The organism is Massilia sp. GER05, assembly GCF_052056005.1.
Taxonomy (GTDB): domain Bacteria; phylum Pseudomonadota; class Gammaproteobacteria; order Burkholderiales; family Burkholderiaceae_D; genus Telluria; species Telluria orientalis.
Genome location: NZ_CP178858.1, coordinates 809,328 through 830,936, shown reverse-complemented (window position 1 = coordinate 830,936; position 21,609 = coordinate 809,328). Strand labels below are relative to the sequence as shown.

15 protein-coding genes and 1 pseudogene are annotated in these 21,609 nt (G+C 65.6%); 12 read left to right on the top strand and 4 right to left on the bottom strand.

Annotation, left to right across the window (positions count from 1 at the left end; all coding sequences use genetic code 11):
- Positions 1-8 precede the first annotated feature (8 nt).
- From icmF to ACL58G_RS03650, 3 genes and pseudogenes are all read right to left on the bottom strand, one after another.
- Positions 9-3,308 carry a fused isobutyryl-CoA mutase/GTPase IcmF gene (gene icmF, locus ACL58G_RS03660; protein ID WP_440965229.1) on the bottom strand — a complete coding sequence of 1,100 codons (3,300 nt, stop codon included), beginning with the start codon at positions 3,306-3,308 and terminating at the stop codon, positions 9-11.
- A gap of 170 nt (positions 3,309-3,478) precedes the next feature.
- Positions 3,479-7,055, bottom strand: a pseudogene (locus tag ACL58G_RS03655) (indolepyruvate ferredoxin oxidoreductase family protein).
- 177 nt (positions 7,056-7,232) lie between these two features.
- A complete protein-coding gene (locus ACL58G_RS03650) occupies positions 7,233-8,162 on the bottom strand; it encodes a LysR substrate-binding domain-containing protein (protein WP_413380564.1) in 930 nt (309 codons plus the stop codon).
- Between the two features lie 133 nt (positions 8,163-8,295).
- On the opposite strand from ACL58G_RS03650, the gene ACL58G_RS03645 reads away from it, so the two are divergent.
- The gene (locus tag ACL58G_RS03645; RefSeq protein WP_440965227.1) at positions 8,296-9,516 is read left to right on the top strand and encodes an HD-GYP domain-containing protein; all 1,221 of its coding nucleotides are present in this window, start codon (positions 8,296-8,298) and stop codon (positions 9,514-9,516) included.
- 3 nt (positions 9,517-9,519) lie between these two features.
- Here the strand turns inward: ACL58G_RS03645 and ACL58G_RS03640 are convergent, their stop codons facing one another.
- Positions 9,520-10,557 (bottom strand): GGDEF domain-containing protein, encoded by a 1,038-nt coding sequence (locus ACL58G_RS03640; RefSeq protein ID WP_440965226.1) that lies wholly within the window; start codon positions 10,555-10,557, stop codon positions 9,520-9,522.
- Between the two features lie 388 nt (positions 10,558-10,945).
- On the opposite strand from ACL58G_RS03640, the gene ACL58G_RS03635 reads away from it, so the two are divergent.
- The 11 genes from ACL58G_RS03635 to ACL58G_RS03585 all read left to right on the top strand — a co-directional run bounded on the left by ACL58G_RS03635 (position 10,946) and on the right by ACL58G_RS03585 (position 21,551).
- Complete coding sequence (locus ACL58G_RS03635) at positions 10,946-11,125, top strand: Flp family type IVb pilin (RefSeq protein WP_056134270.1); 180 nt, start codon at positions 10,946-10,948, stop codon at positions 11,123-11,125.
- A 62-nt stretch (positions 11,126-11,187) separates the two neighbouring features.
- Positions 11,188-11,712 (top strand): A24 family peptidase, encoded by a 525-nt coding sequence (locus ACL58G_RS03630; protein WP_413380558.1) that lies wholly within the window; start codon positions 11,188-11,190, stop codon positions 11,710-11,712.
- Between the two features lie 94 nt (positions 11,713-11,806).
- Positions 11,807-13,174: an ATP-binding protein gene (locus ACL58G_RS03625; RefSeq protein WP_440965223.1), complete on the top strand. Its 1,368-nt coding sequence runs from the start codon at positions 11,807-11,809 to the stop codon at positions 13,172-13,174.
- Positions 13,171-14,025, top strand: a complete 855-nt coding sequence (cpaB, locus tag ACL58G_RS03620) for a Flp pilus assembly protein CpaB (protein ID WP_440965221.1) — start codon at positions 13,171-13,173, stop codon at positions 14,023-14,025. Before ACL58G_RS03625 ends, cpaB begins: the two co-directional genes overlap by 4 nt.
- Before the next feature lie 20 nt (positions 14,026-14,045).
- Positions 14,046-15,599, top strand: a complete 1,554-nt coding sequence (locus tag ACL58G_RS03615) for a type II and III secretion system protein family protein (protein ID WP_440965219.1) — start codon at positions 14,046-14,048, stop codon at positions 15,597-15,599.
- Positions 15,600-15,608: 9 nt separating this feature from the next.
- A complete protein-coding gene (locus tag ACL58G_RS03610; protein ID WP_413380550.1) occupies positions 15,609-15,887 on the top strand; it encodes a hypothetical protein in 279 nt (92 codons plus the stop codon).
- Between the two features lie 57 nt (positions 15,888-15,944).
- Positions 15,945-17,117: an AAA family ATPase gene (locus ACL58G_RS03605; protein WP_413336858.1), complete on the top strand. Its 1,173-nt coding sequence runs from the start codon at positions 15,945-15,947 to the stop codon at positions 17,115-17,117.
- Between the two features lie 19 nt (positions 17,118-17,136).
- A complete protein-coding gene (locus ACL58G_RS03600; protein ID WP_440965217.1) occupies positions 17,137-18,480 on the top strand; it encodes a CpaF family protein in 1,344 nt (447 codons plus the stop codon).
- Between the two features lie 24 nt (positions 18,481-18,504).
- Complete coding sequence (locus ACL58G_RS03595; protein WP_440965216.1) at positions 18,505-19,488, top strand: type II secretion system F family protein; 984 nt, start codon at positions 18,505-18,507, stop codon at positions 19,486-19,488.
- A 10-nt stretch (positions 19,489-19,498) separates the two neighbouring features.
- Positions 19,499-20,440, top strand: a complete 942-nt coding sequence (locus ACL58G_RS03590) for a type II secretion system F family protein (RefSeq protein WP_440965214.1) — start codon at positions 19,499-19,501, stop codon at positions 20,438-20,440.
- 16 nt (positions 20,441-20,456) lie between these two features.
- Positions 20,457-21,551 carry a LytR C-terminal domain-containing protein gene (locus ACL58G_RS03585; protein ID WP_440965212.1) on the top strand — a complete coding sequence of 365 codons (1,095 nt, stop codon included), beginning with the start codon at positions 20,457-20,459 and terminating at the stop codon, positions 21,549-21,551.
- Positions 21,552-21,609 lie beyond the last annotated feature (58 nt).

Here is a 21,609-nt window from a genome sequence, read left to right as displayed (position 1 = left end):
GGGCAGGACTACATATTGCGGCGATACTGTCCGCCCACCTCGAACAAGGCCGTCGTGATCTGGCCCAATGAGCAGACGCGTACGGCGTCCATCAGGCGGGCAAACACGTTCTCGTTGTCGATGGCGGCCTGTTGCAGCGCGGCCAGCGCGGCCGGTGCCTCGTCCGCATGGCGGCGGTGGAAGTCTTCCAGGCGCGTGAGCTGCGACTGCTTCTCGTCGTCGGTGGAACGGGCCAGTTCGATCGTCGCCGGGGCCTGTGCCGCCTTCGGATTGCGGAAGGTGTTGACGCCGATGATGGGGAGTGTCCCGTCGTGCTTGCGGTGCTCGTACAGCATCGACTCTTCCTGGATCTTGCCGCGCTGGTAGCCCGTTTCCATCGCGCCGAGCACGCCGCCGCGTTCGGCGATGCGTTCGAATTCCTGCAGCACGGCTTCCTCGACGAGGTCCGTCAATTCCTCGAGGATGAACGAGCCCTGGTTCGGGTTCTCGTTCCTGGCCAGGCCCCATTCGCGGTTGATGATCAGCTGGATCGCGAGCGCGCGGCGGACGGATTCGTCGGTCGGCGTCGTGATCGCCTCGTCGTAGGCGTTCGTGTGCAGCGAGTTGCAGTTGTCGTAGATCGCGATCAGCGCCTGCAGGGTGGTGCGGATGTCGTTGAAGTCGATCTCCTGCGCGTGCAGCGAGCGGCCCGATGTCTGGACGTGGTACTTCAGCTTTTGCGAGCGGTCGTTCGCGCCGTACTTGTCGCGCATCGCGACGGCCCAGATGCGGCGTGCCACGCGGCCCAGCACCGTGTATTCCGGGTCCATGCCGTTCGAAAAGAAGAACGATAGGTTCGGCGCGAAGTCGTCGATGTGCATGCCGCGCGCGAGGTAGGCTTCGACGAAGGTAAACCCGTTCGACAGGGTGAAGGCCAACTGCGAGATCGGGTTCGCGCCCGCTTCCGCGATGTGGTAGCCCGAGATCGACACCGAGTAGAAATTGCGCACCTGGTGATGCACGAAATACTCCTGGATGTCGCCCATGACCTTCAGCGAGAACTCGGTCGAGAAGATGCAGGTGTTCTGGCCCTGGTCTTCCTTCAGGATGTCAGCCTGGACGGTGCCGCGCACATTGGCCAGCACCCAGGCACGGATCGTCGCGGTTTCGTCGGCGTTCGGCTTGCGACCGTTGTCGCGCTCGAACCTGTCGAGCTGCTGGTCGATCGCGGTGTTCATGAACATCGCGAGGATGGTCGGCGCCGGGCCGTTGATCGTCATCGACACGGACGTAGCAGGGCTGCACAGGTCGAAGCCGTCGTACAGCACCTTCATGTCGTCGAGCGTCGCGATCGACACGCCGGAGTTGCCGACCTTGCCGTAGATGTCCGGCCGCAGCGCCGGGTCGGCGCCGTACAGGGTGACGGAGTCGAACGCCGTCGACAGGCGTTTCGCGTCCATGCCCTGCGAGACGAGCTTGAAACGGCGGTTCGTGCGGAACGCGTCGCCTTCGCCGGCGAACATGCGCGTCGGATCCTCGCCCTCGCGTTTGAAGGGGAACACGCCGGCCGTGTACGGGAACGCGCCCGGCACGTTTTCCAGCATCAGGAAGCGCAGGATCTCGCCGTGGTCTTCGAAGCGAGGCAGGGCGACCTTGCGCACCTTGTTGCCGGACAGCGTCGTGTAGGTGAGGTTCGTGCGGATTTCCCTGTCGCGGATTTTCACGACGTGCTCGTCGCCCGCATAAGTCTCTTGCAGCTGCGGCCAGGACGCGAGCAGCTTCTTCGCCTCGCCTTCCATCGCGTTGTCGCGTTCCGTGATCAGGTCGTCGAGGACCACCTCACGGTTGGCGGCGGCCAGCATGCGCTGCGTCTCCGTCAGCTGCTGGCGCTCGCGCGCGAGCTTGACCTGCTTGCCGACGTTGCGGTGGTAGCCGCGCACGGTGTCCGCGATCTCGGCCAGGTAGCGCGCGCGCGCGGGCGGCACGATCACGTTCCTGCCGCTCGAGTATCTGGTGGCGGGTTTCGGCAGCTTCGGCGTGGCTATCTTCAGGCCGAGTTCCGCCAGCGCCGGCAGTAGGCCGAGGTACAGCGCGGTGACACCGTCATCGTTGAAGCGCGAGGCCTGCGTGCCGTAGACGGGCATCTCGTCCGGCGACTTGCTCCACAATTCCTTGTTGCGCTGGACCTGCTTGGCCACGTCGCGCAGCGCGTCCTGGGCGCCCTTGCGGTCGAACTTGTTGATGGCGATGAAGTCGGCGAAGTCCAGCATGTCGATCTTCTCGAGCTGCGACGCGGCGCCGAATTCCGGCGTCATCACGTACATCGACACGTCCACGTGCGGCACGATGGCGGCGTCGCCCTGGCCGATGCCGGACGTCTCGACGATGACGAGATCGAAGCCCGCGACCTTGCACGCGGCGATCACGTCGGGCAGCGCCTGCGAAATCTCGGAACCCGCCTCGCGCGTGGCGAGCGAGCGCATGAACACGCGTGTCCGCATTTCCCCATCCTTGTTCCACGGATTGATCGCGTTCATGCGGATGCGGTCGCCCAGCAGCGCGCCGCCGGATTTGCGGCGCGACGGGTCGATGGAAATCACGGCAATGTTCAGGCGGTCGCCCTGGTCGAGGCGGATGCGGCGGATCAGTTCATCCGTCAGCGACGATTTGCCGGCGCCGCCCGTGCCCGTGATGCCCAGCACCGGCACCTTGAGGCCCTCGGCCGTGTCCATGATGCGCTTGCGCAGGTCGCTGGACGCCTTGCCGTTTTCCAGCGCCGTGATCAGTTGCGCGAGCGGGCGGTGGCGCTGCTCGATCGGACCCGTCTGCAGCGGCTCGAGCGTGGTCGGCGCATAGCTCGACAGGTCGACGTCGCACGCTTCCAGCATCGAGCGGATCATGCCGACGAGGCCCATGCGCTGGCCGTCTTCCGGCGAGAAGATGCGCGTGACGCCATAGGCATGCAGTTCTTCGATCTCGTGCGGGACGATGACGCCGCCGCCGCCACCGAACACCTTGATGTGGGCGCCGCCGCGCTGGCGCAGCAGGTCGATCATGTATTTAAAATATTCGACGTGGCCGCCCTGGTAGCTGGAGATGGCGATGCCTTGCACGTCCTCGGCCAGCGCCGCGGTGACGACCTCGTCGACCGAGCGATTATGGCCCAGGTGCACGACTTCGGCGCCGTTCGCCTGCAGGATGCGGCGCATGATGTTGATCGAGGCGTCGTGGCCGTCGAACAGCGAGGCGGCGGTGACGAAGCGGACTTTGTTGGACAGTTTGGCGTGCTCCGGCAGGTCGAGCTTGGCGGAAGGCGTGATGTCGTTCATGGTGTTCCTTGGAAAACGGAAGCGAACCGGGGTTCTTTGTACGTTCTTTGTACGGTATATGACGTTAACGTAAACGTCAAGAATGGCTCATTGATGTGCGTTTGGTGGGCACGGGGTGCCCACCCTACGTCTTGCTTGCCGTAGGGTGGGCTCCCCGAGCCCACCGTGCATTACGCCGCGCGTTTTTTGATGCTGCCGGAAAGTAGCTCCTGCCTGCGCGCCCGATACTCGGCCACGGCCTGTTCCTTGACGTGCCCGAAACCGCGGATCTGCTCCGGCAGTGCCGCCAGCTCGACGGCGACGCCGTGGTTCGCGGCATCCAGCGACGCCAGCTGCGCCTCGATCATGTCACGGTATTCGGTGACGAGGGCGCGCTCCATCTTGCGCTCGGCCGTGTAGCCGAACACGTCGAACGCCGTGCCGCGCAGTCCTTTCAGCTTCGCGAGCAGCTTGAACGCACCCCACATCCACGACCCGAATTCGGCTTTCACGAGGTGGCCCTTGGCATCCTTCTTCGCGAACAGCGGCGGGGCCAGGTTGAATTTCACGCTGAACTTGCCGTCGAACTGGCTTTGCAGCTGTTCCACGAAACGGCCGTCCGTGTACAGGCGCGCCACTTCGTACTCGTCCTTGTAGGCCATCAGCCTGGCATACGATTTCGCCACGGCCATCGAGAGCTTGTTGCCCAGCTTGAGCGCCGACTCGCGTTCGCGCACGCGCGCGACCAGCGTTTCGTACTGCGCCGCATAGGCCGCGTCCTGGTAACCGGTCAGGAATTCGACGCGTTTCCTGATCACGCTGTCGAGGCTCTGCGGCATTTGCAGCAACACCGGCTGCGCCGGGATCGCGGTGCGTTCGACGCGTTGCAGGTCGACGGCGGCGCGGCGCCCCCACAGGAAGCTGCGCTGGTTCGATGCGATGGCGACGCCGTTCAGTTCGATGGCACGCAGCAGCGATGCTTCCGACAGCGGCACGAGGCCCTTCTGCCACGCATAGCCCAGCATGAACAGGTTGGCGGCGATCGAATCGCCCATCAGCGCCGTCGCCAGCTTCGTCGCGTCGAGGAAGTCTGCGCCGGCCTCGCCGCCGACCGCTTCCACGATCAGCGCACGGACCTGGTCGGCCGGGAATTCCCAATCTCTCTGCTGGGCGAAGGTGCCGGTCGGCTGCTCGTGCAGGTTGACGACGACCATCGTGCGGCCCGGGCGCATCTTCGAGATGGCGTCGGCCGCGCCGGCCGTCAGCATGTCGCAACCCAGCACGAGGTCGGCCTCGCCGGTCGCGATGCGCTGGGCGCGCAGGCGTTCCGGCGTCTCGGCGATCTTCACGTGCGACGTGACGGAGCCGTTCTTCTGGCTCATGCCCGTCATGTCCAGGACGGACGCACCCTTGCCTTCGAGGTGGGCCGCCATGCCCATCAGCGCGCCGACGGTGATGACGCCGGTGCCGCCGATGCCGTTGATCAGGATGTTGTAGGGCGCCGCGATCGAGGGGAGGGCGGGCGTCGGCAGCGGACCCCAGCCATCATCGCCATCCTTCCTGCTGGCGCCGGCCTTGTTCTTCTTCAGCGTACCCCCTTCGACGGTGGCGAAGCTCGGGCAGAAGCCCTTGGCGCACGAATAATCCTTGTTGCACGCCGACTGGTCGATGGCGCGCTTGCGGCCGAATTCCGTTTCCTTCGGCAGGATCGAGACGCAGTTCGACTGCACGCCGCAATCGCCGCAGCCTTCGCACACGGCCTCGTTGATCACCATGCGTTTCGCCACGTCCGGGAACTCGCCCTTTTTTCGGCGCCGCCGTTTCTCGGCCGCGCAGGTCTGGTCGTAGATCAGGACCGTCACCCCGGGGATCTCGCGCAGCTCGCGCTGCACGTCGTCCATCCTGCTGCGGTCGTACAGCGTCACTTCCGCCGGCAGCGCGGAACGGTCTTCATAACGCGACAGGTCTTCCGTGACGAGCGCGATGCGCTTGACGCCTTCGGCCGCCATCTGGCGCGCGATCAGCGGCACGGACGTGGTGCCGTCGACCGGCTGGCCGCCCGTCATCGCGACTGCGTCGTTGTACAGGATTTTATAGGTGATGTTGACCTTGGCCGCGATGGCGGCGCGCACGGCGAGATAGCCCGAGTGGAAATAGGTGCCGTCGCCCAGGTTCTGGAACACGTGCGGCACCGTGGAGAACGCGGCCTGGCCGATCCACGGCGCGCCTTCGCCGCCCATGTGCGTCGTGAGCTTGTTCATCTCCGGGTAGATCGACGTGGCCATCACGTGGCAGCCGATGCCGGCCAGCGCGAACGACCCTTCCGGCACCTTCGTCGACGTGTTGTGCGGGCAGCCGGAGCAGTAGAAAGCGGGGCGGAACGGCGTCGTCACGGCCTTTTTCAAGACCGCGTCCTTCGCTTCGAGGAAAGCGAGGCGGGCCTTGATCAAATCGCGCGTGCGGTCGTCGAGGGCAAGGCGGGTGATGCGGCCGGCGATCACGCGCGCCACCTGCGCGACGGAGAAATCGGCCTTCGGCGGCAGCAGCCATTCGCCGCGCGGCGCGACCCATTCTCCCTTTTCGTCGAACTTGCCGATCACGCGCGGACGCACGTCGTCGCGCCAGTTATAGAGCTGTTCCTTGAGCTGGTATTCGACGACCTGGCGCTTCTCTTCGACGACGAGGATCTCGTCCAGGCCTTGCGCGAATTCGCGCACGCCTTCCGGCTCCAGCGGCCAGATCATCGCCACCTTGAACAGGCGCAGGCCGACTTGTGCCGCCATCGCTTCGTCGATGCCCAGTTCTTCCAGCGCTTCCAGCACGTCCACGTACGATTTACCCGACGCGATGATGCCGAGCTTCGCATCCGGGCTGTCGATCGTCGTGCGATTCAGCTTGTTTTCACGCGCATAGGCGAGCGCCGCATAGATCTTGTAGTCTTGCATCAGGGCTTCCTGATTGCGCGCCTGCTGGCCCAGCGGGATGGACGAGAGCTTCGTATTCAGGCCGCCTTCCGGCATCGCGAAGTCCTGCGGGATTTTCACGTCGACGCGGAACGGATCGGCGTCGACCGAGGCGCTGGATTCCACCGTGTCGGCCAGCGCCTTGAACGCGACGGCCAGGCCGGAAAAGCGCGACATCGCCCAGCCGTGCACGCCCAGGTCCAGGTATTCCTGCACGTTGGACGGATACAGCACGGGGATCATGCAGGCGGCGAAAATATGGTCGGACTGGTGCGGCAGGGTCGACGAATAGGCGCCGTGGTCGTCGCCCGCGACGAGCAGCACGCCGCCGTTCTGCGCCGTGCCGGCATGGTTCATGTGCTTGAAGACGTCGCCGCAGCGGTCCACGCCCGGACCTTTCGCGTACCACATCGCGAACACGCCGTCGTACTTCGCCGGGCCGATCAGGTCCACGGTCTGCGTACCCCAGAACGGCTGTCGCGGCCAGGTCCTCGTTCACGCCCGGCACGAACTGGATGGATTTCGCTTCCAGGTGACCCTTGGCCTTCCACAGGTTTTCGTCCAAGCCGCCCAGCGGCGAGCCGCGGTAGCCGGAGACGAAGCCCGCGGTGTTCAGGCCGGCCTGCTCGTCGCGCAGTTTCTGGATCATCGGCAGGCGCACGAGGGCCTGGATGCCGGACAGGAAGATCTTGCCGGAGGTGGCGGTGTACTTGTCGTCGAGGCTGACGTCTTTGAGGGGGGCGGGAACGGCGGGCACGGCAGGGATGGACGCGGATGCGCCCTGGCCCAGGACGGTGTCAGGCATGGTGTCTCCAAACTTTGTGTTTTCAGATGGACCCGTGCCGGAGGCGCGCCGGGTAGGCGCTGGCCGGAATGGGTCCGGGTGCCGCTTTGGCGGCTGTTACACCAAGTGTAGAGACAAGTTGACGTATACGGAAATACGGAATGGGGATGGAGCCATAAGAAAAAATGATGGCTCGGACTACACTTTCCGTGCGCCGATCCAGCGGCCCTCGGCGCACAGATCGTGCGCCACCTGGACCACGAGGCGGCTGACGGCCGCCGCCGCATTCGTGAGCGGGATATTGCGCGAGGTGCACAGGACGACGGTGCGCGCGATGGCGGGATCGCGGATGGCCAGCGCGCGCATGGCCCCGCGTTCGACCTCCGTCAGCACCGGCGCGACGGGCAGGATGGTGGCGCCCATGCCGGCGAGGATGGCCGATTTCAGGATCGCGATCGAGTTGATTTCGATGACGCCATGTGTGGCCAGGCCCGCGGCGCGCGCCGTGCTTTCGATGCGCGGCCGCACGCCATGCTGCAGGCCCGGCAGGATCAGGGTGGTGTCCAACGCATCGCGCAGGGTCAGGCTGTCATGGCCCGCCGCGGCGGTCGCGTCGGCGCGGCAGATGAAGCGCAGTTCTTCCTCGACGAGCGGAATGGCGGTGAAGCTGCCGAGCTGGCCATCGTCGAACAGCACGGCCAGGTTGATGCGACCGGCACGCAACTGCTCGGCGAGGCTGCCGGTGATTTCCTCGGTCAGCTGAAGCGTGATTTCCGGGTAGCGCTGGCGGATGGCCGTCAACAGCGGCAGTGCGAGGGCGTCCGAAATACTGTGCGGCAGGCCGAGCGTGACGCTGCCCGATGGCCGTTCGGCCGATTGCACGACGGCGGCCTGCGCATCCGCCACCTGCTTGAGGATGGCTTGTGCATGTTCGTAGAACACTTTGCCGGCGTCGGTGTTGAGTACGCCTTGTGCCGAGCGATGCAGCAGTTGCACGCCCAATTCCTCTTCCAGCTGGCGCAATTGCTGGGTCAGCGCCGGCTGCGCCACGTGCAGGACCAGTGCGGCACGCGACAGCGACCCATGGTCCACGATGGCAACGAAATAGCGCAGCTGACGGAGTTCCATCTTGCAAATACTTGTATCTTTATGGCTACAAAACGCAACCAAAAGTTTATTATTAAAAAGTTTCCCGAGATCAAGTTGTTATACTTGAACGACGTCGGTCGCGGCGAGATTAACACACACCTTCTGGACGCCCATGCTCAAGAAAGTCGCTTCTTCCCGGTTGCGCGTAGGGATGTTCATCCATGACCTCGATTGCGGCTGGATGGAGCATCCTTTCGTCCGCAACCGCTTCCTCCTCACCTCCGAGGATGAGATCCGCAAGATCGTGACGTCCGGCATCCGCTCCGTGACGATCGACTGCACGCGCGGCCTGGACGTGGCCGATGCGCCGACGGTGGCGGAAGCGGAAGCCGCAACGGAGGCCGAGGTTGCCGCGATCGCCGCCAAACCGGTGGCGCCGCTGCGCACGACGCTGGCCGAGGAATTCGGCCGTGCCCTGGCGATCCGGCGCCAGGCCGCCGGCCTCGTCAAGACCGTGATGCAGGATGCGCGCCTGGGCAAGGCGGTGGAAATGGACAAGGTGTCGCCAATGGTCGAGAGCATCACCGCCTCGATCCTGCGCAATTCATCCGCGTTGCTGGGGCTGTCCGCCATCAAGACCAAGGACGATTACACATTCCTGCACTCGGTCAGCGTCTGCACCCTGCTGGTTGCCTTCTGCCGTTCGCGCAAGCTGGATGCCGCGACCACGTACCAGGCCGGTCTCGGCGGCCTGCTACACGATACGGGCAAGGCCCTGGTGCCGGACGCCATCCTGAACAAGCCGGGCCGCCTGACCGACGAGGAATTCGAGATCGTGCGCCGCCACCCCAGGGACGGCTACGACATCCTGCGCCGTTCGTCCGGGATCGGTCCGATCCCTCTCGACATCACCTTGCACCACCACGAGCGGCGCGACGGCACGGGTTATCCGGACCGCCAGGGCGAACAGGAGATCAGCGAGCTCGCGCAGATGGCCGCGATCGTCGACGTCTACGATGCCATCACGGCCGATCGCTGCTACCACAAGGGCATCCCGGCGGCCGAGGCGCTGCGCAAGATGTACGAGTGGAGCAAATTCCATTTCAATCCCGCGCTGACGCAGGAATTCATGCGTTGCGTCGGCATTTATCCGGTCGGGACGCTCGTCCTGCTGGAATCTGGCCGGCTGGCCGTGGTCGTCGAGCCGCACGAAACGAGTCTGCTCACGCCCAAGGTCAACGTGTTCTACAGCACGAAGAGCCAGACTTATATCAAGCCGGAGACGGTGGACCTGGCGCGTGGCGTGGGCTTCGGGGGCGCCGACAAGATCGTGCGCCACGAATCGCCCGACAAATGGCAGGTCGACCCGCTGCGTTTCCTGCAGGTGGCCTGAGCCTCAGAAGAATTCGGCGGTGTCGTTGGAGGCGACGGTCTGCAGCAGGCCGTGCGCGACGAGGTCGTCGTAATGGCAGGCGCGGTTGCGCCCATTGCTTTTCGCGTAGTACAGCGCCTGGTCGGCGTGGCCCAGCGTGACCACAGGCGAATCGTATGCGCTGATGCTGACGAAGCCGACGCTGACCGTCACCCGTCCCACCTGCGGGAAGACATGGCTCTCGACGTTGATGCGGAAGCGCTCGATGATCTTCCAGGCATTGTCGAGCGTGGTCGAGCGCAGCAGCACGACGAACTCTTCGCCGCCGAAGCGGAACACGCGGTCCTGGGCGCGGAACGACGATTGCAGCAGGTTTGCGATCAGGATCAGCACTTCGTCGCCGTACAGGTGACCGAACTTGTCGTTGACGGCCTTGAAATGGTCGACGTCGACGACGGCCAGCCATTGCTTTTCCTGGGCATGGTGCTGGCGCCGCTCCGGCTGGCCCGGCAGGCGCGGATCCCGTTCGTGGGCATTCTGCAGCATGCGCGCCAGCTGGTCGTCGAACGTCTTGCGGTTGAGCAGGCCGGTCAGCGAATCGCGCTCGCTGTAGTCGAGCAGGTTCTGGAAATTCCGGTAGACGCCAACGATGCCACCGATCACGTACACGGTCTCGTGCGAAAACGCCTTGTCGTCGCGGATTTCCAGGCACGTCGTGGCCTTGTCGCCGAACCAGATCGGCAGCCACAGCACGCGCATGCCGTCGGCCGTGATCGCTTCCGCGCTCGCTTGGTGCTCGGCCAGGCAGCGTTTGAGTTCGGGGAGGGCGGCCACCGGTTCGCCCAGCACGCCGTCCTGCGATTCTTCCAGGCGCGCCGCACCGCCCTGCACGATGGTCGCGCGCGCACGTAGGTATTGCTGTCCCGACACGGACGTGATGGCCAGTATGCGCGTCTGCGCCGCACCCGCCAGCTCCTGCACTGCCGAGATCACGGAAATATCGAGCATCGCGTGATCGCGGTGGCCGGTCATGTCCACCATGTGTTTCAGAAGCGAATCCATGTCGTTCTCAGCAATGTAATCAACCGACCTGCAGGCTGGGCACAGCTGCCGTCGCGTTCGCAGGTATCAGGCGTTTCACAAAGAGCAAGCGAAACAGGATATAGCGTTTTTGCATTCTAAGCAATTATGCAAATGCAATTTTTTTAGCCTGAGTGAATTTTCTCAAAACCAAACTGCAACGTGCTCCCCCAGACTAGAGGGATTTTGATTCCATCGCACAAAAAATAGTTCCGTGAAGCAAAGTTGTTGATGGTCAAGTTGCCGTATGGCATCAAAACTTATAGTGAACTCACTGGCACGGAACGTGGCAAGTCAGCTGGAAGTGGTGACTTGACCAGCGTCGCCGACCAGTAGCAGTTCTTATTAACCCACCATATGGGAGTTTGTCATGAGCAACTTCATCTCCGCAGTCAAAACCTTCGCTGCTGACGAGAACGGTGTAACGGCCATCGAGTATGGCTTGATCGCCGCCCTGATCGGCGTGGCGATGGCTGCTGCGGCAACAACCGTCGGTGAGAAAGTGGAAGGGGTATTCACCTACGTCGCAGGCAAGCTGGTTACCCCGTAATCGTCATGCCGTGGTAGCCCTCCGGGTTCCCGAGCCCGGGGGGCTTTTTTTTGGGAGCCGTCATGCAAATCGACCAATACCGCGATGCGCTGCTGCTGCTCATGGTCAGTATTGCCGCCGTCAACGACCTGGCCACGCGGCGTATCCCGAACCGTCTTCTGTTCGCCGGCATGACCGGTGCGCTGTTCCTCCACCTGCTGTCCCCCGAACCGGGCGCGGCCCTGCTGTCCGCCGTCGGCGGCATGCTGCTGGGCCTGGTCATCTTCCTGCCGTTCTACCTGGTGCGAGGAATGGCGGCGGGCGACGTCAAGATGATGGCCGTGATCGGCTTCTTCACCGGTCCGGCCGAAGCATTCCAGATCGCCGTTTTTACATGGTGTGCCGGGGGGGTGATGGCGCTCTTGCTGATACTGCTGCGCAGTCGCCTGCGACTGGCCCTCGTCAACATCGGCCACCTGCTGTCCGGACTCATCGTACCGGGCACGAAATTAGCCGACATGACGCTCCCGCAAACTGCCGGTTCGATGCCCTACGGGCTGGCCATCGCGGCCGGCACGATCGTCGTTCTGGTCACTCAATATGGATGAGCCCGCTCTTGGTAAAGCTCAAGGGTGGCCAAAAGACCGGTCGCTAGAATCATTCTGACCTGTTTCGGAAAACAAGCAAGGCAAGGGGGTTCCGATGTTTGAAACGCTATCGACAGACAATACCGCGGCGGGATTTCGTGCCGCGCAGCTCGCGCCTGCGGGCGGTCCGGAGATCGCGCCAGTCCTGCCGCGCCAGGCAAAGACCGTGCGCGATACCGGACTCGAACCGCGCTTCGTGACGGACCTGGTGCTCAAGGCAATCCAGGCCGGCGGCAAGACCCCGTTGACCCATCTGGCCGGCAAGCTGCGGCTGTCGATCAGCGTGCTGCGCGAGGTCCTCAATCCACTGATCGCGGAACAGCAGGTGGAAGTGGCCTGGTGCGGCGAGTCGGACATCGACATGCAATACCAGCTGACCGCGTATGGCCAGCGCGGCGCCGCCGACGCGATGGCGCGCTGCGGCTATGTCGGCCCGGCTCCTGTCACGCTCGCATCGTATCGCGCCGTGGTCGAACGCCAGGCGTTGCGCCATGCGGACGTGGAGCGCATCACACCCGCGCAACTGGCGGGTGCGCTGGGCGACGAGGGCCTGTCGCAGGCCGCGCGCGACGTGCTGGGCGCGGCGCTGTACGCGCGCCGTTCGCTGCTGTTGTACGGACCGTCCGGCGGCGGCAAGACGACGCTGGCGCGCAAGCTCGGGCGCCTGCTGCCGGGCCCTATCGCGGTGCCGTATGCACTGATGGCCGGGCGCCAGGTGATCCGCCTGTACGATCCCGCCGTCCACGTGGCGCCGCCGCCGGTCGCGCGCCAGCAGGAAGAACGGCGCAGTTGCGATGCGCGCTGGACCGTGTGCCAGCGTCCGCTCGTCCACGTCGGCGCCGAACTGGGGCGCGACATGCTCGACCTGCGCTATGACGCGGAGCAGGGCGTGTACCACGCGCCGCCGCACCTGCAGGCGAACAACGGGATGCTGGTACTCGACGACATGGGCCGCCAGCGCATCGCCGCGGCCGAGCTGCTGAACCGCTTCATCGGTCCGCTGGATGCCGGGACTGATCAATTGTCGCTGCAGGGCGGCCAGGCGGAACTGGTGCCGTTCGATGCCGCCGTGGTGTTCGCAACCAACCTGGCCCCGACCAGCGTTTTCGATGACGCCGCGCTGCGCCGTATCGGCTACAAGGCCGACATCGGCGCCTGGTCGGCAAATGCCTACCGCGCCCTGTTGTGCCGCCAGTGCCGGCTGCGCCGCATCGATGTCGAGGACACCGCGGTCGACCACCTGATCGAGCGGCTGCACCCGCAATCCGGGCGCGCGCTGCTGGCCTGCTACCCGGGCGAACTGCTCGACCGGGTCGCCGATTTCGCCGGTTTCGCCGGGACCGAAGCGCGTCTCACGGTTGCGGCGGTCGAGCAAGCCTGGCGCAGCATGTTCATCGCTTGCGCGACGGAGATTCAAAAATGAAGAACAAGCGTGCCATCCTCGTCATGACCGTCGCGATCCTGTTCGGATTCGCGGCCGTCGTGTTCGCATCGCGCTGGCTGCTGAAGCAGCCGGGCAGCAGCAGCGGTCGCATCGTCGTGGCCGCCGCCGACATCAGTCTCGGCCAGCGCCTGACGCCCGAGATGTTCAAGCTGGCCGACTGGCCCGCCAACAGCGTGCCAAAAGGTGCTTTCACGGATCCGCAGAAACTCGGCGGCCGCGTTCTCAAGACGAACCTGCTGATGGGCGAGCCGGTCAGCGAGACCAAGCTGGCGCCGGCCGGCACGCTCGGCGGCTTGTCGGCACTGATCACGGAAGGCAAGCGTGCGATCACGGTGCGCGTGAACGACGTGATCGGCGTGGCGGGCTTCGCGCTGCCGGGCAACTACGTCGACATCATCGTCAGCACCCAGAAGGACATGCCGCCCGGGACCGATGCCCGCCAGCAGAACATCTCGAAGATCGTGCTGGAGCGGATCCTCGTGCTGGCGGTCGCCCAGGAAGTCAACCGCGACGAGACCAAGCCGAAGGTCGTCAACGCGGTCACGCTGGAAGTGACGCCGGAGCAGGCCGAAAAGCTCGACCTGGCGCGCAGCGTGGGCACGCTGTCGCTGGCGCTGCGCAACCAGGTCGATCCGCAGTCGGCCAGTACCGAAGGCGCGACCAAGCTCACGCTGCTGCCCGAGGCGCCGCCGCCGGCGCCGCGCAAGCCCGCGCCCAAGCCGGCACCCACGGCTCGTCCCGCGCCGGCGTTGGTCAAGGTGGCGGCGCCGGTGCGGCGTGATTGCGTCACCGTGCTCAACGGCCTGCGCATGTCGCAGGAGTGCTTCTGAACTTCATCCAGGGTAAAGCCATGAACGGATGCTTGACGCCATCACCGCTGTTTCGCTGCCTGTTCGTCGCCGGCCTGGCGCTGGCGGTCGCCGGACCCGCAGGGGCGGCCGCCAAATCGAAAGCCCAGTCCGCAGACAACCCGACCGGCGCCGCGCCGCTGCGTGCCGAGGCCGGGCCCAATTGCAAGGGTGAGGCCGCGAAACCGGCCCAGCTGGCCCTGCAGATCGGCAAGTCCAGCCTGATGCGCCTGCCCGAACCGGTCCAGCACCGCAGTGTCGGCAATCCGCTCGTCGTGCAGGCGCTGATGGTGGCGCCCGACACGCTGTACATCGCCGGCGTCGACGTGGGTACGACCAACATGATCATCCAGGGCAAGAGCGGCCTGTGCAGCGTACTCGACATCACCGTGGCCATGGACCCGTCGGCCCTGCAGGCGATGCTGGCCACCGCCATGCCGGACGAGCACGACATCAAGGTGCTGGCCGCATCCGATGCGCTCGTGTTGACCGGCACCGTGAGCGATGCCGTTGCTGCCGCGCGTGCCGTCGAACTGGCCACCGCCTACGTGCGGCGCCCGCTGCGCGGGCTGACGGTGCCCGACAAGGAAGACGCCGCGAGTCAGAACCAGCGCGACAGCCAGAACCAGGGCGGCGCGGCGGCGGCCACCGCGCGGGTGGTCAATATGCTGGGCGTGCGCGCGCCCCAGCAGGTGCAACTGGAAGTCAAGATCGCCGAAGTGTCGAAGAGCCTGCTCGACCGCCTGGAAGGCGGCGCCAGATGGACCTTCAGTTCCGGCAGTTGGGGCGCCATGCTGCTGTCGAATTTCATCACTGGCACGGCCCATGGAGCGCTCACGGTAGGCAAGAGTGCCGACCGAAACTTCTCCGCCGCGGCCGAGAAGCAGGATGGCCTGGTGCGCGTGCTGGCCGAGCCGAACGTGATGGCGATCAGCGGCCAGGAAGGCACGTTCCTCGTGGGCGGTAAATTCTATATCCCGGTCGCGCAGGACAACAACCGGGTAACCCTGGAAGAGAAGGAATTCGGCGTCGGCCTGCGTTTTACCCCGACGGTACTGGGCGGCGGACGCATCAACCTGCGCGTCGCGCCCGAGGTGTCTGAGCTGTCGCGCGAAGGTATCGGCCTGTCGGCGACGGGGTTCAACGGCACTGCGATCCTGCCGGTCGTGACGACGCGCCGCGCCACCACCACGGTCCAGCTGTACGACGGCCAGAGCTTCGCGATCGGTGGCCTGATCAAGAGCAACCTGGTCGCCAACCTGAAAGGACTGCCGGTGCTGGGCGAGCTGCCCGTGCTGGGCGCCCTGTTCCGCAGCGCGGATTATCAACAGGACCGCACCGAGCTGGTGTTCGTGATCACCGCCCACCTCGTCAAGCCCCTGTCCGGCAACGGCTACTCGCTCCCGACCGACAAGGTGGGCGAGCCGTCGCGCGCCGGCGTGATGCTCGGCGGCTTCCTGGAAGGGCCGGCGCCGGCGACGCCAACGGCGGCCGTGTCGACCCCGGCGCCGGCCGCACCGCCTGCGCAAAGCGCGGGCGGCTTCGAACTGAAATAGGAGAGAGCGATGGCCATCGGATGCAAGCGAATCGCATGTGCGGCGCTGTCGGGCATGCTGCTGTACGGGTGCGACACAACCCCGCGCTTCAACGAACACTTCGGCACGGCCGTGCGGGCCAACGTGGCGGCGCAGATGCTCGATCCTGCCGCGGCGGCCAATACGGATCCAGCCACGGGCATGGAAGGCAAGGCCGCCGTCATCGCCCAGGAGCGCTACGAGAATTCGTTCAAGGAACCGGAGAAACCGATCAAGGCACTGGTCGTCGGCGGGGTGGGTAGCAAGTGAGTCGTCCGCGCTTTTTCAATGACATGATTTTGACCGAACGCCGTCCCAAGGACCACGATGAAAGCCTTTCTGATCAGCCGCGACACCCAGCTTTACGCGGAGATCGCCTCCCAGGGTGCCGCACGCGTACCGCCGCTGCATGTCGCCGCCAGCCGCGCCAGCCTGCGCGATGCGCTCGATCGTCCGCTGCCTGATGGTCCGAGCCTGATCATCGTCGATATCAGCGATGCGGATGCCGCCGACGGCGACCTGCTGGAACGCCTGACCCGCCACTACTCGGCAGCGCATTTCATGCTGCTGACCGACAATCATCACCCCGACCTCCTGATCCGCGCCATGCGCGCCGGCGTGCGCGAAGTGCTGCAACTGCCGCTGGTGCACCGCGCGCTGCATGAGGCGATCGACCGTATTGCAGCCAGCGCCGGCGTGGCCGCGACGCGCGACGGGAAGATACTCGCCTTCATCGCCTGCAAGGGCGGCAGCGGCGCCACCTTCATCTCCACCAATTTCGGCTACGCGCTGGCCACGCTGGCGGACAAGAAGGTGCTGCTGATCGACCTGCATCGCCAGTTCGGCGACGCCACGCTGTACGTGTCGGACCAGAGACCGGCCATGACGCTGTCCGACGTGTGCCAGCAGATCGCGCGCATCGACGGGCCGTTCCTGGAATCGTGCCTCGTCCACGTGGCGCCCGGTTTCGGCGTGCTGGCGGCCGCCGACGACCCGGGCCAGACGACCGAGGCGAAACCCGAACACATCGACACGATCCTGCGCGTCGCACGCCAGCATTACGACTACATCCTGCTCGACGTCGGGCGCCAGATCGACGCGGTGTCGCTGCGCGCTCTCGACAGCACCGACGCCATCTACCCGGTGCTGCAGCTGGCCCTGCCGGACATCCGCGACGCCCGGCGCCTGCTCGACATCTTCCGCTCGCTCGGCTATCTGACGGACCACATCCGCCTGATCGTCAACCGCTACGAAAAGGGCGGCAAGCTGCGCCTGGCGGACCTGCACGCGGCGCTGGGCGCAGAAGTACTGCACACCGTCCCCAACGATTACATCGCCGTCACCGACTCCGTCAACCAGGGCATTCCGGTGCTGCAGCTGTCGCGCGGCAGCGCCGCCGCGCGCAGCCTGGCCGACCTGGTCGAAGTGGTGACCGCACGCCGCATTCCCGAGGCGAAGGGTCTGTTCGACCGCCTGTTCGGGCGCGGCGAAGACGATTGATCTTTTCGAGGAGCCGTCCATGTCCCTGCGCGAACGCCTGTCCGTGACGGACGAGGAGCGCCAGCATCAGCCCGTAGCGGCTGCGGCGCAACAAGCCTATGCGGAACTGAAGAAAACGATGCACCAGATGATCCTCGACCGGATCGACCTGGAGCGCCTGAAGCGCCTGACGAGCGAGCAGTTCAAGCACGAGCTGGCGCTGCTGGTCCAGCGCATCATCGAGGAAGAGCGCATCGTGCTGAACCAGCAGGAGCGCCACCACCTCGTGCTCGATATCCAGCATGAGATGCTCGGCTTCGGCCCGCTCGAACCGCTGCTGAACGATCCGACCATCTCGGACATCCTCGTCAACACCTACGACAAGGTGTACGTCGAACGGCGCGGCCGCCTGGAACTGACCGACGTGTCGTTCCACGACAACGCGCACCTCATGAAGATCATCGAGAAGATCGTCTCGCGCGTCGGCCGGCGCGTGGACGAATCGAGTCCGATGGTCGATGCGCGCCTGCCGGACGGTTCGCGCGTCAACGCGATCATCCCGCCGCTCGCGGTCGACGGGCCGCTGGTGTCGATCCGGCGTTTCGGCGCGACGCCGCTCACGGTACAGAACCTGCTCGACTATAAAAGCGTCACGCCGCCGATGATCAAGGTCCTCGAGAGCCTCGGCCTCGCCAAGGTGAACATCCTGATCTCGGGCGGCACCGGCAGCGGCAAGACGACGATGCTGAACCTGATCTCCGGCTTCATTCCGGGCAACGAGCGCATCGTGACGATCGAGGATGCGGCCGAACTCCAGCTGCGCCAGCCGCACGTCGTGCGCCTCGAGACGCGCCCCCCCAACATCGAAGGGAAGGGCGAAGTGACGCAGCGCGCGCTCGTGCGCAACTCGTTGCGCATGCGCCCGGACCGCATCATCCTGGGCGAGGTGCGCGGACCGGAAGCGCTGGACATGCTGCAGGCCATGAACACGGGCCACGAAGGCTCGCTCGCGACCATCCACGCGAACACGCCGCGCGACGCCCTGGCGCGGCTGGAAAACATGGTCGGCATGGCCGGCGTGAGCCTGACGCCGCGCGCCATCCGCCAGCAGATCGCTTCCGCCATCACGGTGATCCTGCAGGCCTCGCGCCTGGCCGACGGCACGCGCAAGGTCGTCAGCATGCAGGAAATCACCGGCATGGAAGGCGACATCATCTCGATGCAGGAAATCTTCCGCTTCGAGCAGACGGGCATCGACGCCGACGGCAAGGTGCAGGGGCATTTCTGCGCCACCGGCGTGCGGCCGCGCTTCGCCGACCGGCTGCGCATGTTCGGCGCCGCGGTGCCCGATGACACCTTCGATCCCGACCGCGTGTTCACCTGAACCGCATCGCCGCGAAAGTCACGCATGGACATCCTCTTCTACGGATTCATCGTCTTCCTGTTCGCCGCCGTCATCCTCGGCATCGAAGGCGTCTATCTATGGTGGGTGAGCACGCATGGCGCCAGCGCCCAGCGGATCGCACGCCGGCTGCAGCTGATGTCGGGGAACCAGGGCCGCAGCGCCGAACGCATCTCGATCCTGAAGTCGCGCCGCTTCGGCCGGCACGATCTCGTCGACCGCCTGCTGCAGCGCTTCCGCTTCGCGCACCGCCTCGACAGGCTCCTGGTGCAGTCCGGCATCGCGTGGTCGGTCGAGCGCTTCCTGCTGTGCTCCGTCGCGACGATGCTGGCGGCCACCTACCTCGTGATGCAGTGGCCGCTGCCGCTGCCGCTGCCGGTGCGCCTCGCGATCGTCCTGCTGTGCGTCCACGTGCCGCTGCTGCTGGTGCGGCGCGCGCGCATGCGCCGCCTCGTGCGCATCGAGGAGCAACTGCCCGACGCCGCCGACTTCATCGCGCGCGCGCTGCGTGCGGGGCACTCGTTTTCAAACGTGCTGCAAATCGTCGGCAACGAATTGCCGGAACCGCTCAGCGGCGAGTTCCGCATCGCGCGCGAGGAAATCAACTACGGCGTGCCGCTGGGCGAAGCGTTGCACAACATGGCGGCGCGCATCCCACTGACCGACCTGCGTTACCTCGTCATCGCCATCCTGATCCAGCGCGAGACCGGCGGGAACCTGGCCGAGATCCTCAGCAACATCGGCCACATCATCCGTGGCCGGCTGCGGCTGGCGGCGCAGGTCCGCGTCCTGTCGGCCGAAGGGCGCATGTCGGCCTGGATCCTCGGGCTGCTGCCGTTTGCCGTGGGGGGCATGCTGGTACTGGTGAATCCCACGTACGTCAAGGTGCTGTGGACCGATCCGCTGGGCGTGAACATGCTTTGGACGGCGCTGGTCATGATCATCATCGGCGTGATCTGGCTGAAGAAGGTGATCCGCATCCACATCTGAGGAGACATCGATGACTCGCGCGCAGTTGCTGTTCCTGTTGATCGTCTTCTTGGTCGTCTGCTGCCTCGCGTGGCTTGCGGCGGTGCTGTTCGCGCCCGCCGCACTGCGTGCCCGGCTGGCGAGCTTCATGGGCCGTGCGAACGAGGACCAGACGGAACGCAGCGGCTGGATCGAACGCGTGGCGCGCGCCGCCAAGCCGCTCACCAAACTGTCGGTGCCGGAGGAGGGCTGGGAAAAGTCGGCGCTGCGCACGCGCTTCATGAACGCCGGCTGGCGCAACCCGGCGGCGCCGACGCTGTACTTCGCATCGAAGACGGCCCTCGCGCTGGGCCTGCCCGCGCTGGTCGGCATCGTACTGGCTTTCGTGCCCGCCACCATTGCCGAGCTCGGCGTTCTGTTCCTGCTGCTGCTCGCGGCGACGTGCGGCTACTACCTGCCGAACACGATCCTCGACCGCGTCGTCAAGCGCCGCAAGCGCGACATCTTCGAGAACATTCCCGACGCGCTCGACCTGCTCACCGTGTGCGTGGAGGCGGGCCTGAGCCTCGAGCGCGCGTTTGTCAAGGTCGCCGCCGAGATCCACATCAAGAGCGTCACGCTGGGCCAGGAACTGCAACTGGTGCTGATGGAGATGCGCGCCGGCTTCAGCAAGGAAAAAGCGTTGCGCAATTTCGCGCTGCGCGTGGGGCTGGACGACGTCGACTCGCTCGTCGCCATGCTGATCCAGTCCGAGCGCTTCGGCACCAGCATCGGCGACGCCTTGCGCGTGTATTCGGAAACGCTGCGCGGCAAGCGCCGCATCGTGGCGGAAGAGGCGGCCGCCAAGATCGGGTTGAAACTGTTGTTTCCCCTCATCTTCTGCATCTTCCCGACCCTGTTGCTGGTACTGCTGGGGCCTGCCGGCATCCAGATTACCAAGCTCTTCGGCAGCGCCCTCGGTCATTCCAACTGAACGAACGGAGATTGTCATGCGCGCGCGTACCCGCCTCTACAACCTGCCATTGTTGTGCAGCGGCGTGCTGCTGCTGGCCTGCAGCAGTCCGCCGCCGCAGCCGTACGCCGGCCCGCCGGCATCCCCGGCGGCGGACGACAGTTATCTGCACGGCCGCAACCTGTACCTCGCGCGCCGCTACGGCGACGCAATTGCCGCCTACCAGGCCGCACTGCGCGTCGACGCCAGGCACGTCAATGCGCGCAACGCTCTGGCGATCGCCTACGCCGAGCAGCGCGATTTCGCGCGCGCGATCCCGATCTGGCGCGATCTGACCCGTGACGTCACCATGGCATCCGGTCCCGCATCCGCTTTCCTGTTTTCCAACCTGGGCTATGCGTACCTGCTCAGCGGCGACCTCGACGCGGCCCAGGTCGCGCTCGAAAAAGCCTGCCTGCTCGATCCGCTCAACCACCGCGCCTGGCAATACCTGGGCGAGACGCTGCTCAAGGTAGGCCAGGAAGAGCGCGGCGAGCAGATGCTGCGCCAGGCCGAAGCCTTGCGCGAACACGACTTCCGCGCCGATTATGCGACGGCGAACGGCGGCACGCGCCTGCCGGCCATCGAGCAGGCGGTCCGGACCGACCGGCGCTCCGACGACGACGCATGGGCGTCCGTCGAAGTGATCCGCAGGGACGACGGCATCCTCGAATTACGCCGCACACCGGCAAAAGCCGCCGCGCTGCACAGCGCGCCCGCCGCCGGCGTGGCCGCCCAGCCGCTCGCGCCGGAAGCGGTCGCCAGGCTCGAGATCAGTAACGGCAACGGCCGCCAGGGCCTCGCGCGGCTCGTATCGCGCCATCTGAGCGATCCGGGACTGAAAGTGGTGCGCCTGACGAATGAAAAACGATTCGACGTGCGCCAGACGCGCGTCGAGTACCAGCCGGCGTTCCGGATGGCGGCGGAACGCCTGGCCCGGCATGTCGGCACGGGCGAGCCGGTCGAGCTCGGCCTCCCAGGGCACGCCGACGTGCGCCTCGTCATCGGCCACGATTTGCCGCTGCAGCGCATCGTCGCAAGACCGCCGACGGGTCCGCTGATGGCGCAGGCTGGCCGGGCCGACGCCCCCTGAACGTGACAGTGCCGTTTTCACAACAGTAGCGGGCGACAGGCTCCACCGAAATTCGGAA